11 protein-coding genes and 1 other RNA gene are annotated in these 15432 nt (G+C 71.6%); 3 read left to right on the forward strand and 9 right to left on the reverse strand.

The window, feature by feature from the left end:
• Positions 1-85: 85 nt before the first annotated feature.
• From ssrA to ftsE, 5 genes are all read right to left on the reverse strand, one after another.
• Positions 86-454, reverse strand: a transfer-messenger RNA (tmRNA) gene (ssrA, locus tag ACZ4UU_RS15615).
• Between the two features lie 122 nt (positions 455-576).
• Positions 577-1119, reverse strand: a complete 543-nt coding sequence (gene smpB, locus ACZ4UU_RS15620; protein WP_468040238.1) for an SsrA-binding protein SmpB — start codon at positions 1117-1119, stop codon at positions 577-579.
• A gap of 69 nt (positions 1120-1188) precedes the next feature.
• The gene (locus ACZ4UU_RS15625) at positions 1189-2352 is read right to left on the reverse strand and encodes a S41 family peptidase (protein ID WP_468040093.1); all 1164 of its coding nucleotides are present in this window, start codon (positions 2350-2352) and stop codon (positions 1189-1191) included.
• 68 nt (positions 2353-2420) lie between these two features.
• Positions 2421-3338, reverse strand: a complete 918-nt coding sequence (ftsX, locus tag ACZ4UU_RS15630; RefSeq protein ID WP_383831860.1) for a permease-like cell division protein FtsX — start codon at positions 3336-3338, stop codon at positions 2421-2423.
• A 37-nt stretch (positions 3339-3375) separates the two neighbouring features.
• Positions 3376-4065: a cell division ATP-binding protein FtsE gene (gene ftsE / locus ACZ4UU_RS15635; RefSeq protein ID WP_062721007.1), complete on the reverse strand. Its 690-nt coding sequence runs from the start codon at positions 4063-4065 to the stop codon at positions 3376-3378.
• Positions 4066-4413: 348 nt separating this feature from the next.
• Between ftsE and ACZ4UU_RS15640 the strand changes: the two genes are divergently transcribed.
• Positions 4414-4605 (forward strand): hypothetical protein, encoded by a 192-nt coding sequence (locus tag ACZ4UU_RS15640; RefSeq protein WP_217214758.1) that lies wholly within the window; start codon positions 4414-4416, stop codon positions 4603-4605.
• An 89-nt stretch (positions 4606-4694) separates the two neighbouring features.
• On the opposite strand, the gene ACZ4UU_RS15645 is transcribed toward ACZ4UU_RS15640, so the two are convergent.
• The 4 genes from ACZ4UU_RS15645 to ACZ4UU_RS15660 all read right to left on the reverse strand — a co-directional run bounded on the left by ACZ4UU_RS15645 (position 4695) and on the right by ACZ4UU_RS15660 (position 9967).
• Positions 4695-5354: an LPXTG cell wall anchor domain-containing protein gene (locus ACZ4UU_RS15645; protein ID WP_468040094.1), complete on the reverse strand. Its 660-nt coding sequence runs from the start codon at positions 5352-5354 to the stop codon at positions 4695-4697.
• A 294-nt stretch (positions 5355-5648) separates the two neighbouring features.
• Positions 5649-6755: a peptide chain release factor 2 gene (gene prfB / locus ACZ4UU_RS15650; protein WP_468040096.1), complete on the reverse strand. Its 1107-nt coding sequence runs from the start codon at positions 6753-6755 to the stop codon at positions 5649-5651.
• Positions 6756-6937: 182 nt separating this feature from the next.
• Entirely contained in the window at positions 6938-8182 is a 1245-nt protein-coding gene (locus tag ACZ4UU_RS15655) for a serine/threonine-protein kinase (protein WP_468040097.1), read from the reverse strand.
• Positions 8183-8317: 135 nt separating this feature from the next.
• Positions 8318-9967, reverse strand: coding sequence for a serine/threonine-protein kinase (locus ACZ4UU_RS15660; protein ID WP_468040099.1), 1650 nt, complete (start codon positions 9965-9967; stop codon positions 8318-8320).
• Between the two features lie 360 nt (positions 9968-10327).
• On the opposite strand from ACZ4UU_RS15660, the gene ACZ4UU_RS15665 reads away from it, so the two are divergent.
• Together ACZ4UU_RS15665 and ACZ4UU_RS15670 are read left to right on the forward strand one after the other, a co-directional pair.
• Positions 10328-13777: an FHA domain-containing protein gene (locus ACZ4UU_RS15665; RefSeq protein ID WP_468040100.1), complete on the forward strand. Its 3450-nt coding sequence runs from the start codon at positions 10328-10330 to the stop codon at positions 13775-13777.
• Positions 13778-14020: 243 nt separating this feature from the next.
• The gene (locus ACZ4UU_RS15670) at positions 14021-15403 is read left to right on the forward strand and encodes an ABC transporter substrate-binding protein (RefSeq protein WP_468040102.1); all 1383 of its coding nucleotides are present in this window, start codon (positions 14021-14023) and stop codon (positions 15401-15403) included.
• Positions 15404-15432: the final 29 nt, after the last annotated feature.

Below are 15432 nucleotides of genomic sequence, written 5' to 3' on the forward strand. Positions count from 1 at the left end.
GCCCCTGGCATGACAAAGGCCCCGCTGCCCGAAGGCGGCGGGGCCTTTGCCCACATGGGTGACTGGAGGTCCGAAAACCTCCTGATCGTGGAGATGGCGGGAATCGAACCCGCGTCCAACGGTGCAGAATCAGGGCTTCTCCGTGTGCAGTCCGCTGCGATTTTCTCGGCCCCGGCGATCACGCGAACAAGTCGCCGACGGGCCCAGTCACTGTTTGGTTTCCCTCTTCACCCCGTGACCGGGATCAAGGTTTAGTTCCCTAGCTGATGCCAGGATCCGGGTCGGGAACAGCCCCGGGCTGACACTTCGCAAGTCGTTACTTAGGCAACGAGGGCGAAGGAATCGCGCTTGGTATTGGCGATTATTTTTTGCGACATATGGTTTACGAGATCATTGCCGCTTCCTCGACACGCTTCCCCTGCTTCAACAGCCGCTGTCGAAACCGATCATCCCCATGTTGTTTTTTCAATCCTCCGGAGAACCGGAGGGGCGCGCACCCGCTGTGAGGTGCAGTGCCATCGTACGTGACCAACGCACGACGATGCCAGCGTATTCCCGGCGACCGCCCGCGGCCGCCTACTGGCCCCGCTGCCGCCGTTTCGCCGCCGCGATGGCCCGGTCCGACTCCCGCCGGTCCTGCTTCTCCCGCAGGGTCTGCCGCTTGTCGTACTCCTTCTTGCCTCGCGCGAGAGCGACCTCGGCCTTGGCCCGGCCGTCCTTGAAGTAGATGGCGAGGGGCACGATCGTGTGACCCGTCTCCTGGGACTTGGCCTCCAGCTTGTCGATCTCCTCGCGGTGCAGCAGGAGCTTGCGCTTGCGGCGCGCGGAGTGGTTGGTCCAGCTGCCCTGGTGGTACTCCGGGATGTGGGCGTTGTGCAGCCACGCCTCGCCCCGGTCGATCTGGACGAAGCCGTCGGTCAGCGACGTACGGCCCTCGCGCAGCGACTTGACCTCGGTGCCCATGAGCACCAGACCGGCCTCGTAGGTGTCGATGATCGCGTAGTCGTGGCGGGCCTTCTTGTTCTGGGCGACGATCTTGCGCTTGCCGCCCCTCTCGCCGTCCCTGGCCTTCGCGGCCGTCCCGCCCTGCTTGGGCTGGGACTCCTTCGGTACGTACATTCCCTTGCTCATAGTGCCGTCCATTTTCGCACTAGGGAGGGGGTGCGTGGAAAGCCGGTTTACGCGTCGCTACGACTCGCCGAGGCCGCTGAGGACCGTCTCGGCCCGCTCCAGGACGTCCCGGTCGGCCTCCAGGTCGGGGGTGATCCCGCGGCCGTCGACGGCCCGCCCGGAAGGGGTGCGGTAGTGCCCGACGGTCAGCTCGGCGACGGAGCCGTCGGGGAGGCGACTCGGCATCTGGACCGAGCCCTTGCCGAAGGTGCGGCTGCCCACGACGACCGCGCGGCCGCGGTCCTGAAGGGCCCCGGTGAGCAGCTCGGCCGCGCTCATCGTGCCGCCGTCGACCAGCGCGACCAGGGGTCTGGTGGTCTCGCCGCCGGGTTCGGCGTGCAGGGCGCGCTGATCGCCGTCGACGTCGTAGGTGGCGACGAGGCCGCCGTCGAGGAAGGCGGAGGCGGCGGTGACGGCCTCGGTGACCAGACCACCGGAGTTGCCGCGCAGGTCCAGGATGAGACCGGCGCCGACGGGGGCCTGCTGTGCGGCCTCGCGGACCGCGTCGCCGGAGCCCTTGGTGAAGGAGGAGATCCGGATGACGGTGATGCCACCGGGGAGTTCCGAGACGGTGACCGAGTCGGTGGACAGCCGGGCGCGGCGCAGCGTGAGGTCCCACGCGCGCGTGCCGCGCTCCAGGCCCACCTTCACCGGCGTCCCGACGGTGGCGTCCTTCGCGTCGCCCCGCAGTAAGGAGACGACCTCGGTGACCGGACGCCCGTCGACCGCCTTGCCGTCGACGCTGCGCAGCAGATCACCGGACCGGATCCCGGCAGTGGCCGCGGGCGACCCGGCCCGCACCTTCGTCACCTCGATACCGCCGTCCCGCTCGCGCCGGGCCCACAGCCCGACGCCGGTGTACTCGCCGTCGAGGGCCTCCTCGAACTCCTCGTACTCGCCCTCGGAGTAGACGGCGCCCCAGCGGTCCCCGCTGCGGCTGACCGCGCGTTCGGCGGCCTCCACGGGGGACTTGCCCGCGGCCATGGCCTCGGCGGCCGCCGCGGCGACGTCCACGTGCCGGCCCGCGGGGGCGGCCGAACCGGCCGCGTCGGCCGAGGATTTCCGGTCACCGGGCAGGGAGCCGGTCGCGGCACCGGCGACGAGCACGCTCGCGAACACCAATGTCAGGGCGGCCCCGCGGCCGAAGCGGCGGGGCTGACAGAACAGGTCACGACCTGACATGCCGGTGAGTCTAGGACAACGCGAAGGGGCCGTACGGTCCGTTGCCCGTACGGCCCCCTTGGCGTTGGTCACACCTTCAGATACTTGCGCAGCGCGAAGAACGCCGCCAACGCGGGCATCAGCAGGCTCGTCGCGAGGATGAGCGGCAGCTTGGTCAACACCGCTTCCCAGCCGATGAAGTTGACCAACGTCAGCTGGTCGGCCAGGGCCAGCCCGTGGTCGATGAGGAAGTACCGCGCGATGACCAGGAACGCGCAGGCGACCGTGCCGCCGATGAGCCCTGCGACCGCGGCCTCCATGATGAACGGCGCCTGGATGTAGAAGCCGGAGGCGCCGACCAGGCGCATGATCCCGGTCTCCCGCCGACGGCTGAACGCCGAGACACGCACCGTGTTGACGATCAGCATCAGCGCGACGACGAGCATCAGCGCCATCACCGCGCGTGCCGCCCAGTTCATGCCGTTGAGCAGCTTGAACAGGTTGTCCAGGATGCCCTTCTGGTCCTGCACGGACTGCACGCCGTCGCGCCCGTTGAAGGCGGTCGCGACGACCTGGTACTTCTCGGGGTCCTTCAGCTTGATCCGGTACGACTCCTGGAGCTGGTCCGGCGTGAGCGAGGCGGCCAGCGGGGAGTCGCCGAACTGCTCCTTGTAGTGCTTGTACGCCTGGTCCTGCGACTCGTACGTCACCTTCTCGACGACCGTCATCTTGTCCAGGTCGGAGAGGATCTGCTTCTTCTGGTCCTCGGTGACCGCGCCCTTGGCGCAGTTGGGGTCGGACTCGGCGTCGGCCTTGTTGCACAGGAAGACCGAGACGTTGACCTTGTCGTACCAGTAGCCCTTCATGGTGTTGACCTGGTCGCTCATCAGGAGCGACCCGCCGAACAGGGCGAGCGACAGGGCGACGGAGACGACGACGGCGAACGTCATCGTCAGATTGCGGCGGAGACCGACACCGATCTCGGAGAGTACGAACTGGGCGCGCATGGCGGCTTCTTCAGGCCTTTCCGGACTTCTACGGGGGTCAGTGCTGGTAGCCGTAGACGCCGCGCGCCTGGTCGCGGACGAGGCGGCCCTTCTCCAGCTCGATGACGCGCTTGCGCATCTGGTCCACGATGTTCTGATCGTGCGTGGCCATCACGACGGTCGTACCGGTCCGGTTGATCCGGTCGAGCAGCTTCATGATGCCGACGGAGGTCTGCGGGTCGAGGTTGCCCGTGGGCTCGTCCGCGATCAGCAGCTTCGGCCGGTTGACGAACGCGCGCGCGATCGCCACTCGCTGCTGCTCACCACCGGACAGCTCACCGGGCATCCGGTCCTCCTTCCCGCCAAGACCGACGAGGTCGAGCACCTGCGGGACGGACTTGCGGATCTCGCCGCGGGACTTGCCGATGACCTCCTGCGCGAAGGCCACGTTCTCGGCGACCGTCTTGTTCGGCAGCAGCCGGAAGTCCTGGAACACCGTCCCCAGCTGGCGGCGCATCTGCGGCACCTTCCAGTTGGACAGGCGCGCGAGGTCCTTGCCCAGAACGTGCACCTGCCCGTGACTGCACCGCTCCTCGCGGAGGATCAGCCGCAGGAAGGTGGACTTTCCGGAGCCCGAGGACCCCACGAGGAACACGAACTCACCCTTCTCCACTTCCAGGGACACATCCCTGAGTGCGGGGCGGGTCTGCTTGGGGTAGACCTTGGAGACGTTGTCGAGTCGGATCACGGGTGCACCATGGGTCGCCGGGGGTAGATGGGGGGACCATACGCGAACCGGGGGCGGGGGCGCAGTCGCCGGGAGGGTTGCGCGCCCCTTGTGCACTTTTGTACGAGGTTCGCTCTTTGACGGACGGCGGAAGCCAGCGCCCCTTCAGGGGCGCGGGGCTGTATCGATGTGCGGCTCCGCCGCGTGGGCGCGACAAGCCCCACACGACCCGCAGCCGCGCAACAATGGGAACCACCCCTCCCAGAGCGCCCGAGCCCTTTCTGGAGGAACCTGGCACAGTGGAGAGGGGAACATTGACGGGGTCCGACCCGTTGAACCCCCGGAGGGACCCGGCTAGGAGGGCGGCGGATGACGTACGACCGGCTGGTGTGCGCGAACTGTGCCGCACCCGTGAATGAGGGCCGCTGCCCCGTGTGCCGGGCGAACCGAGAGCGGCTCCAGCAGGAGAACCCGTTCGCGGGTCTGAACCCGATGACGCTGATCGCCCTGCTGGCGGTGCTGATAGCGGCGGTGGCCCTACTGGCGCACCAGACCGCTTAGGCGGACATGACGAGGGGCCCGGAGCGAGCGCGCTCCGGGCCCCTCGGCCGTTACGGCGTGAATCACGCAGCGTGGACGACCGGCTACCGTCAGGCAGCCGCACCGCCGCGGCCGCTCACGAGGCGCGGCAGGATACGGAAGCCGATACCGCCGGCGATCATCGTGGCGGCGCCGACCAGCAGGAAGGTGGTCTGAGCGGCACCCGTCTCGGCGAGCTCGTCACCGCCGCCGCCCTGGGCCGAGGTGCTGGCACCCGTGCCCGTACCGGTACCGGTACCGGTACCGGTACCGGTGGTCTCCGTGCCGGTGTCCGTCAGCGAGGAGGAGCCCTCCTCCTGCGGGGACGTGCCACCGTCGGGGTCGGTGTTGTCGTTACCGCCGCCGTTGTTGCCGTTCCCGTTCCCGTTGCCGTTCCCGTTGCCGTTCCCGTTGTCGTCGTCACCCGGGTCGGTGGGGTCGACGGTCGGGTCCTGGGTGGGGTCCACCGTCGGATCGGTGGTCGGGTCCTGGGTGGGGTCCACCGTCGGATCGGTGGTCGGGATATCCGTCGGGATCGGGTTCGTCGGCTCCGGGTCCGGCGCCGGCGGGTCGGTCGGGTCCTCGCCGCCCAGGCACAGAATGCCGATGATGCAACCCTCGCCCGGCTCCTCGGCGGCGGATGCGGCACCCGCGGCGGTCAGCGAGGCGCCGGCCGCGATCACCGTGCCGGCCGCGAGGCGCGCGATACGGACCCGCGTCTTCTTCGTCATGTGGTTGCTACCCCCAGTAGCTGAATCGTCAGTGAGGCGGCGCTCGGGGGCCGTGATCGACGGAGGTAGTGCTGCAACTCAAGCCCCCCGGTTCACATGCGCCCCAGAGATACGCATGCCACGCTTTACCCTTCCCATTTTTCAAAGACACGTCAAGGCCGTTTGCGGCCGCCATGTCCAAATACGGGAGCTATGACAGGGGTTGGAGCCTGTGAGTGTGATGTAAAACCCAGACATGCAGGCACAGAAAAGGCAACTGCCGCCGGGGTGGCGGCAGTTGCCTTGTCGACAAAGTTACTTCTCCTGCTGCTTGCGCCAGCGAATTCCGGCTTCGAGGAACCCGTCGATCTCACCGTTGAACACGGCCTCGGGGTTGCCGACTTCGAACTCGGTGCGCAGGTCCTTGACCATCTGGTACGGGTGCACCACGTACGACCGCATCTGGTTGCCCCAGGAGTTGCCGCCGTCGCCCTTGAGGGCGTCCATCTTGGCCTGCTCCTCCTGGCGGCGCCGCTCCAGCAGCTTGGCCTGGAGGACGTTCATCGCGGTGGCCTTGTTCTGGATCTGCGACCGCTCGTTCTGGCAGGAGACGACGATGCCGGTGGGGAGGTGGGTGAGCCGCACCGCGGAGTCGGTGGTGTTCACGCCCTGGCCGCCGGGGCCGGAGGACCGGTACACGTCCACGCGCAGCTCGGACTCGTCGATCTCGATGTGGTCGGTCTGCTCGACCACGGGGAGCACCTCGACGCCCGCGAAGGAGGTCTGCCGCCTGCCCTGGTTGTCGAAGGGCGAGATACGGACGAGCCGGTGGGTGCCCTGCTCGACCGAGAGGGTCCCGTAGGCGTACGGCGCCTGGACGGCGAAGGTGGTCGACTTGATGCCGGCCTCCTCGGCGTACGACGTCTCGTAGACCTCGGTCTTGTAGCCCTTCTGCTCCGCCCAGCGCAGATACATCCGCTGGAGCTTCTCGGCGAAGTCGGCGGCGTCGACGCCACCGGCCTCGGCGCGGATGTTGACGAGCGCCTCACGGGCGTCGTACTCACCGCTGAGGAGCGTCCGCACCTCCATCTCGTCCAGCGCCTTCTTGACGGCGGCGAGCTCGGACTCGGCCTCGGCACGGGTGTCGGGGTCGTCCTCCTCCTCGGCCATCTCGAAGAGAACGCCGAGGTCGTCGATACGACCGCGGAGGGCCTCGGCCTTCCTCACCTCCGCCTGGAGGTGGGACAGCTTGCTGGTGATCTTCTGCGCCTCGTCCGGGTTGTCCCACAGGGACGGCGCGGCCGCCTGCTCCTCGAGCACGGCGATGTCTGCCCTCAGCTTGTCGAGGTCCAGAACGGCCTCGATCGACTCCATGGTCGAGGAGAGGGACTTGAGCTCTTCGGATACATCGACGACTGCCACGCCTCCAGCGTAACGGCTCCGCCAAGCGCCGAGCCCCGCTGCCCTTGGCCGAGACGCACCCGGCACCACGAGGTTCTCAGCCCGTCCGGCGTTTGAGGACGAGGCCCCTCCAGGGCCGATGCGGGGGTCTGGGGGCGCAGCCCCGAGGGCTGGGACGGGTAGGGGCGGCGGGGCGAGGAAGGTCAGGGCGTCGCCGGTGCCGAGTTGTTCGTGTCCTGCGGGGTCTCATCCGCGTCGTCCCCCGCGGTCGCCAGCCACGTCCCCACCCCGGCCGCCGCGATCAGCGCCACCGCGGCCGCGCCGAGAGCCACCCGCCGCCGCCGGGCCACCGCCCGATGCCGTGCCGACCCCGGCCTAGGCGCCCCGGCGGCCCGCGGCACCCGAGCGGTACCCCGCGCACCTCCGGCCAGCTCGTCGGGCCCCGGGACCCTCATCGACGTATGCGTGTCCCGGTTGGAGTCGGCCGGCTTCGCCCCCGGCACCAACGGCACCGCACCCCGCCGCCGCACCCGCTCCCCCGCAGGCGCCGCTTCCTCCGCCGCCTCCGGAGCCTCGTCCTCCGCGGACTCCGCGTCCGGCTCGTCCACGTCGAGCGGCGGCATCCCCGCCACCAACGGCAGCAGTTCCCGCAGCCGCGCCCCGAGCTCCGACGCCCGCAGCCGCGAGGCCGGTGCCTTCGCGAGGCATTGGATGATCAGCTGCCACAGTTCGTCGGGGATGCCGGGCAGGGGCCCGACCGTCTCCGTGACATGACGGCGGAGGACCGCTCCGGGGTGGCCGCCGCCGAACGGCGTGAAGCCCGCCAGCAGCTCGTACAGGACCGTGGCGAGGGCGTAGATGTCGACCGCGGCCCGAGGGGGCAAACCCTCCACGATCTCCGGCGCCAGGTAGTCCGGCGTCCCGATGATCTTCGTGGCGCGCGTACGACGCGGTGAGTCGATGAGCTTCGCCACACCGAAGTCCGTCAGCAGGGCGGGGTGGGCGCCGCCAGGGCCCAGCGGGCCCTGCATGTCCAGCAGGACGTTCTCCGGCTTGACGTCCCGGTGCACGACCCCGGCCGCGTGCGCCGCCGCCAGCCCGTCCGCGACGTCCGCGACGATCGCCACCGCCGCCTCGGGGGCGAGCCGCCGGTCGCGGTCGAGCCGGGTGCGCAGGTCGGTGCCCCGGACCAGGTCCATGACGAGCGCGAGGTCGTTGCCGTCGACGACCAGGTCGCGCACGGAGACGACGTTCGGGTGCTCAAGGCCGAGCAGTGCCGTGCGCTCCTGCACGAAGCGTCCGACGAGCTCCTGGTCGGACGCGAGATCCTCGCGCAGCAGTTTGACGGCGACGGGCCCCTCGGGCCCCTCGCCCAGCCACACCGTGCCGGCGCTGCCCCGCCCCAGGATCTGGTTGGCGGTGTACCGGCTGCCGATCTTCCGTGCCAAGGCTGCTCCTACAGACGCGTGTGTCGCTAAAACTACGCGTCCGAAGAGCCAACCTTCACCGTCGAGGCGGAAATCACCCGCCAGATGTCGACAAATAACCAAACCAGTCGACGCCGGCCGGGTGGTGACCGAGGGTCAGCTGGTGCCCGAGCCCCCGCCCAGGTCCCCGATCCACCCGGTCACGGTGGTGAACCAGTCGCTGAGCTGCTGCCAGTAGCCCTTGCCCGTGCCGATCCAGTCCTGCAACGGGCTCAGCTCCCAGATCAGCCAGCCCGCGACGAAGAGGATGATGATCGTGAACAGGCAGCCCTTGAGGCAGCCGAGCCCGGGGATCCGCATCGGGTTGGCGCTGCGCTGCCGGGGCTGACGCGGCTCGCGCTGCGGCCGCTGCGGCTCCGGCGTGGGCGGCGGGGCGTACCGCTGGGGCTGCTGCGGCTGCTGCTGGGGCTGGCGCGGTGGGGCGTACGGCTGCGGCTGGTGCTGTTGCGGATAGCCGTAGCCCTGCTGTCCGCGGCCCTGCGGCGGGCGCTGCGGCTGCTGCTGCGGGCGGGCGACCTGGCGCTGGGGGCGGCGGCGCAGCGGGTCCTGGTTGGGGTCGAGGTACTGGACCTGGGTCTGCTCGTTGCGGTCCCGGGCGGCCCGAAGCTGGTTCTGCCAGGGGTGCGGCTCCTCGGGGCCGGGCTGACCGGGCTGCTGTCCGGGCGGGCCCGGCGGCATCGACGGCATCACGGCCGTCGGGTCGGCGGCGCCCGCCGGGCCGGGGGCACCGGTGTGCGGCAGGACGCTGGTCGCGCCGTTCGGGTCGTACGCCCCCGGCGCCGCGCCGTGCTGCAGCACCTGGGTGGGGTCGGCCGAGCCCGGCACGGTGGCCGGCGCGGGGTCGGGCGCGAGCAGCGCGGCGACGCCCTCGGCGGCGGCGATCTGCGCGGAGTTCGCGTGCACGCCGATGCCCTCGGCGACGACGCGCAGGCCACGGGCGAGGTTCTCGGCGCTGGGCCGTTCCTCGGGGTTCTTGCGCAGGCAGCGTTCTATGACCGTCCAGAGCGGGTCGGGGACCGTGGACGGGCGGCGCGGCTCGGCGCTCAGGTGCTGGTGCAGGACTTCCAGGGCCGAAGCGCCGGCGAACGGCGGACGGCCGGTGACCAGCTCGTAGAGCAGGATTCCGGCGCCGTAGATGTCGACCGCCGAGGTCTGCGGGCGACCCTCGGCGGACTCGGGCGCGATGTACGCGGGCGTGCCGACGAACTCGTGGGTGCGCGTCAGGCCCGGGGAGTCGGCGAGGCGGGCGATGCCGAAGTCGGTCAGCATCGGGTGCATCTGGCCGCCGTTCTGCTCCAGCAGGACGTTGGCGGGCTTCAGGTCGCGGTGGACGACGCCGTCGGCGTGGCTGGCGGCGAGGGCATCGGCGATCTGCGCGGTGAGCAGGGCGGCGGCGACCGGGGTGAAGGGGCCGTTCTCGCGCAGGTAGCGGTGCAGGTCGGGGCCGTCGACGAGGTCCATGACCAGGGCCAGCAGCTCGCCCTCGACGACCAGGTCACGGACCCGGACGATGTTGGGGTGGGTCAGCCGGAGCAGGACGGAGCGCTCCCGCAGGAACCGCATGACGATGTCCGCGTCGCTGGCGAGCTCCTCCTTGAGGACCTTGATCGCGACGGTCTCGCCGGGCTGACCCTGCACGGCCGCCTCGGCGCCCGCGGTCTCCCGCTGGCGGGCTCGCCAGACGGTCCCCGTGGCGCCGCGACCGAGCGGCTCCTCGAGGAAGTACTTGCTGCCTACCGGCCGCACGTCGCGCTCCCTGCTGCTTGCCTACGTTCCGAACCACTGTAGTGCCGTGCCCCCGGGCACCGGCCTGTCGTCATTCTGTGCGTCTTACGTATGGCTTCCCGTACATGTTCGAAGGAAAGACGCTCGGCTCTGTCTCGTGGTTGCCGCAAGCGGAAGTGAGCGATCTCAACTGATCGCCGACGGTGCACTTGTCAGGCACTTTTGCGGGCAGAGCCGACCAATCAAGATCACTTGCCTTCGGCCGGGGGGCGCGTTGTCAGTGGCAGGTGCGAGGATGCGTGCAGTGCGTGGAGTACTGGCCGATGTGCTCGTGTGGGGTGGGGGTGGTTGGCGCCCTCGCAGAAGGGACCGCTGACGCCGATGCAGATCCGGCTGACCGTCGTAGACCCGCTGGCCCCGTCCGCCCCGGCGCGAGGACGCGCCGCGAGCTGCGACGTGCTGGTCACGGCGCCAGCGGGTACGGCCCTGGCAGCGGTGGCGTCGGCGCTCGCCTCGGCGGTGTCCGCGGGCGACGGCCCCATCGTGCTGTACGCGGGCGCGGAGCGGCTCGACGACCGGCGCAGCACCCTCGGCGAGCCCCCCTTGATAGACGGCGCGGTGCTGTCCCTGGGCGCCCCGCCGGCGCCCGAACCCCACCCCGAGCTGGACGACGCCCCGACCCAGCTCCAGGTCGTGGCCGGCCCGGACGCGGGCGGGGTTCATCTGCTGCACGGCGGCGAGATCCGCATCGGGCGCTCGGCCGAGGCCGACGTACCGCTCGACGACCCGGACGTCTCCCGGCTGCACTGCGCGGTCACGGTCGCCGCCGACGGCCGCGTCTCGGTGACCGACCTCGGCTCCACCAACGGCACGACGCTGGACGGCACCCGCGTGACCACCCGCCCGGTGCGGTTCGTACCGGGCGCGCTGTTGCGGATCGGGGAGTCGGCGCTGCGGCTGGCTCCGGCCGGCGGCCCGGGAGCGCGCGTGCGGACGGAGCCGGACGGCGAGGGGCACACCCGCGTCCCGGCCGTCGGCCAGGGCGTCGACGCGGTGGCCGGCCCGCCCTCGGGAGCCGGTGCGCCGGTGCCCCACGCGCGCGTGGCGGACGGCGGAGACACGACCGCCCGTGACCACGGCCCGGTCGAGCCGCCCGTCGTGCCGGGGCAGGGCGGGGCGCCGCGGATCGAACGGGACGGCGGGTCCGGCAGAGCGCTCCCGGCACCGCGCGCGGGCGACACCCATGGCGCGGGCTTCGGAGTGGGCGCGCTAGACGGGGGTTTCGAGGACGAGGACGGGAGCCCCGAGGGCGGAGCCGTCGGCAGCCGCCGCAAGGGCACCCCGCTGCGGGGCACCGACGTGCCGCCCGGCGTGCGCAGGCGCGGCGGGCTCACGGCATGGGCGCGACGGCTGACGGGCGGCCGCGGCGAGCAGGGCGCGGCGACCGGGCATGAGGCGTACGACGACGAGATGCCGCCCGCCGAGGCGTCCGGGCTCCCGAAGGCGACGACGGGCTCCCGGCAGCCGGAGACCTGGCCGGACCCGGCGACACTGCTGCTGACGGCCCTCGGCCCCGGCCCCCGGCTGTGGGAGCGCGCACCGGGTCACCCGGAGGCGCTCACGGTGCGGCTCGGCACCGCCGACCGCGCGGCACCCGACGGCTCGGGGCTGCTGCCCGCCGTACCCATGACCGCCGATCTGCGGGAGGTCGGGGCGCTGGGGCTGGCAGGTCCGCGCGAGCGGCTCGCCGGGCTGGCCCGCGCGGTGATCGCCCAGCTCGCCGCGCTGCACTCGCCGGACGTGCTGGAAACGGTCCTGATCAGCGCGGACCGCTCCCGCCCCCTGGAGGAACGCACCGCCGAGTGGGCCTGGCTGGGCTGGCTCCCGCATGTCCGGCCCGGGCACGGCCAGGACTGCCGGCTGCTGCTGGCCTACGACCGCGAGCAGGCGACGGCCCGCACGGAGGAGCTGCTGCGGCGGCTGGACGACCTGGCGGAGGGGCCGGGCGACGGGGCCTGCGGCGCGAGCCCGGCCCGGACGCCGTCCGCCGTCCCGGACGGCCGGGACCCGGACCGGCGTGGCGATCGCCGGCCTTCCTGGGCGCGGGACGACGAGTCGGGCGAAAGGACGGCGGACGGGTTCGCGGGGCCGTACACGGTGGTCGTCGTCGACGGCGATCCCGGGGGCGCCGATCTGCGGGAGGCGGTGGCCAGGCTGGCGCTGGAAGGCCCGCGGGCCGGTATTCACGTGGTCTGCCTCGCCGAGACGGCCGCGGCCTCGCCCGCGTCACCGGTGACGGAGACCTTTGAGGCGGCGTGCACGGCGGCGCCGGCGTTCCGCGAGTGCGGGGCGGTCGGGCTGCTGAGCGGTGATGTGGCGACGGCGCTGCGGCTGGTGCGGGTGGCCCGGGGCGGGGCGGTCCCGGCATTCGCGCAGGCAACCGGTGACACGCCCGACCACGGCTCGGGCGCCGTCCCCGACCCGCCCGGCCACAGCTCCCCGGACAACGGCCCCGCCGCCTCCCCCGTCCACGGTCCCGTCGGGCACGGCACCGTCGCCGCGGTGGACGCCGTCTCCCTCGCCTGGGCGGAGCGGTTCGCGCGGGCCTTGGCGCCGTTGCGTACGGAGGGAGCCGTAGGGGAGCGGCACGCGCGCGTGTCGGTGCCGTTGCCTCAGGCGGCGCGGCTGCTGGACGAGCTGGGGCTGGCCCGGGCCACCCCGGCGTCGCTGATGGCACGGTGGGCCGACGCCGCCGACGATCCGCAAGCCCTCGGCGGGCGGGCGTGTGCCGTGCTCGGGGCCGGGCCCCGCGGCCCGGTCGGCGTGGACCTCGCGGCCGACGGACCGCACCTGCTGATCGAGGGGCCGCCCGGCAGCGGGCGTACGGAGCTGCTGCGGGCCGTCGTCGCCTCGCTGGCCGCGGCCGAGCGGCCGGACCGGCTGGGCGTCGTGCTGATAGACGGCCGGGACGGCGTCGGCGCGGGCGGCGCGCACGGCGACGGGCTGCGGGTCTGCACGGACGTCCCCCATGTCACCACCCATCTCACCGCCAACGACCCCGTCCGGATGCGGGAGTTCGCCCAGTCGCTGAGCGCGGAGCTGAAGCGGCGCGCCGAGCTGCTGGGACGGTCGGACTTCACCGAGTGGCACACGGGGCGTGCGCTGTCGGGCCGGGTGGTCGCACAGCGCGCGGCGGGCGGCGCCGGAGCCGGTGCGGGGGGCCGTGACTTCACGGGGGATCTGGACTCGCCGCCCAGTTCGACGATCCGGCTGCGGCCGGGTGCGGCCCGTCGGCAGGCCGAGGCGCAGGCCGTGCCGCCGCTGCCCCGGCTCGTCGTGGTCGTGGACGACCTGGACGCGCTGCTCTCGCCCGCGCTGGGGTCGACCGGCAGGCCCGCCGCGGGTTCGGTGATCCGCGCGCTGGAGGCCGTGGCCCGGGAGGGCGAGCGGCTCGGGGTGCATCTGGTGGCCGCCGCGGGTGTCGGGGGCCGTACGGCGGAGTCGGAGCCGGCCCGCCGGGCGACGCTGCGGGTGACGCTGGACGCGGTCACGTCAGGGCCGGACGAGCCGGCGCCTGGGCGTGGGCGGCTGACCCGGGCGGACGGGAGAGCGGTGTCGTTCCAGGGCGGCCGGGTCACGGGGCGTATCCCGCGGACGGCGACGCTGCGGCCCACGGTCGTGCCGCTGGAGTGGCACCGCATGGGCGATCCGCCGGCCCGCCGTCCGGTCCGCGAGCTGGGCAACGGGCCCACGGATCTGGCGTTGCTGGCCAGCGCGCTGGAGCGGGCGGCTCGGGAGGTCTCCGCAGCCGAAGTGCCCTCGCTTCTGTAGCGCCGGTCAGCGACATTCAGTCCGTCCGGCGATTGAGGACGAGGCCGTTCAGGCCGATAGCGGGGGTCTGGGGGCGGCAGCCCCCAGCGACGTTCACACGAACGCAGGCCCCCTGGTCACGAGGCGGTCACGATCCCCTGCTTGACAGCGGACGCGGTCTTGCCGCCCCCAAACCCAGGGCGTAGACCAGATCGCACGGGACAGCGCTCGAACGTTCGACGAGGCACGAAGAACGGGGCAGTCATGCGCAGCACGAGCAGCAGGAACCGGACAAGCAGGGCCGCACGGGCCGCGGCGGCCGTACTCGCGGGCGCCCTCGCGGTCTCGCTCACCGCATGCGGCGGCGATGGCGACAACGGCAGCGGCAACGAAGAGGGCGGGACCGGTAAGGAGACCGGCAGCACCGTCACCCTTCCCAAGTTGAACGGCGAGTCCCTGGAGGTCGCCGCCGTCTGGACCGGTGCCGAACAGGCGAACTTCAAGAAGGTCCTCGCGGAGTTCGAGAAGCGCACGGGCGCCAAGGTGACCTTCGTGCCGGCACAGGACCCGATCATCAACTTCCTCGGCTCGAAGGTCGCGGGCGGCCAGCCGCCGGACATCGCGATGCTTCCGCAGCCCGGCGCGATCAAGCAGGCCGTCGAGAAGAAGTGGGCCAAGCCCCTCGGCGCCGACGCGATCAAGGAGCTCCAGGAGAACTACTCGCAGGGCTGGCAGGACATCGGCAAGGTCGGCAACAAGCAGTACGGCGTCTACTACAAGGCCGCCAACAAGTCCCTGATCTGGTACAACAACCAGGTCTTCGAGAACGCCGGGGCCACCGAGCCCAAGACGTGGGACGAGCTGCTCACCACCGCCCAGACCGTCTACGACTCCGGTGTCACGCCGTTCTCGGTCGGCGGCGCCGAGGGCTGGACCCTCACCGACTGGTTCGAGAACGTCTATCTCTCCCAGGCCGGTCCGCAGAAGTACGACCAGCTGGCCAGGCACGAGATCAAGTGGACCGACCCGTCCGTGAAGGACGCGCTGACCACGCTCGCCCAGGTGTGGGGCAAGAAGGACTATGTGGCGGGCGGCGCGACCGGCGCCCTCCAGACGGACTTCCCGGCCTCCGTCACCCAGACCTTCACCGGTGGCGACCAGCCGAAGGCCGCCATGGTCTACGAGGGCGACTTCGCGCAGGTCAACATCGTGCAGGCCAAGGCCGAGGTGGGCACGGACGCGAAGGTGTTCCCGTTCCCGACCGTCGGTGACACGGCGCCCGTGGTGTCCGGCGGCGACGCGGCCGTCATCCTCCAGGACTCCAAGGCGGCGCAGGCGCTGGCCACCTGGCTCGCCTCCCCGGACGCGGCGACGATCCAGGCGAAGCTCGGCGGCTATCTCTCACCGAACAAGAACGTCGACAACTCGGCGTACCCGAACGACGTCCAGCGGAAGATCGCCAAGGCGCTCATCGACTCCGGTGACGACTTCCGCTTCGACATGTCGGACCAGGCCCCGCAGGCGTTCGGCGGCACTCCCGGCAAGGGCGAGTGGAAGGCCCTGCAGGACTTCCTGAAGAACCCGTCGGACGTCGCGGGGGCACAGGCGAAGCTGGAAGCCGACGCGGCCGCGGCGTACGGAAACTGACGCGGTGGCGTCGACTGAAACGGCAGGGG

It is taken from the genome of Streptomyces sp. NPDC028907, from assembly GCF_055564995.1.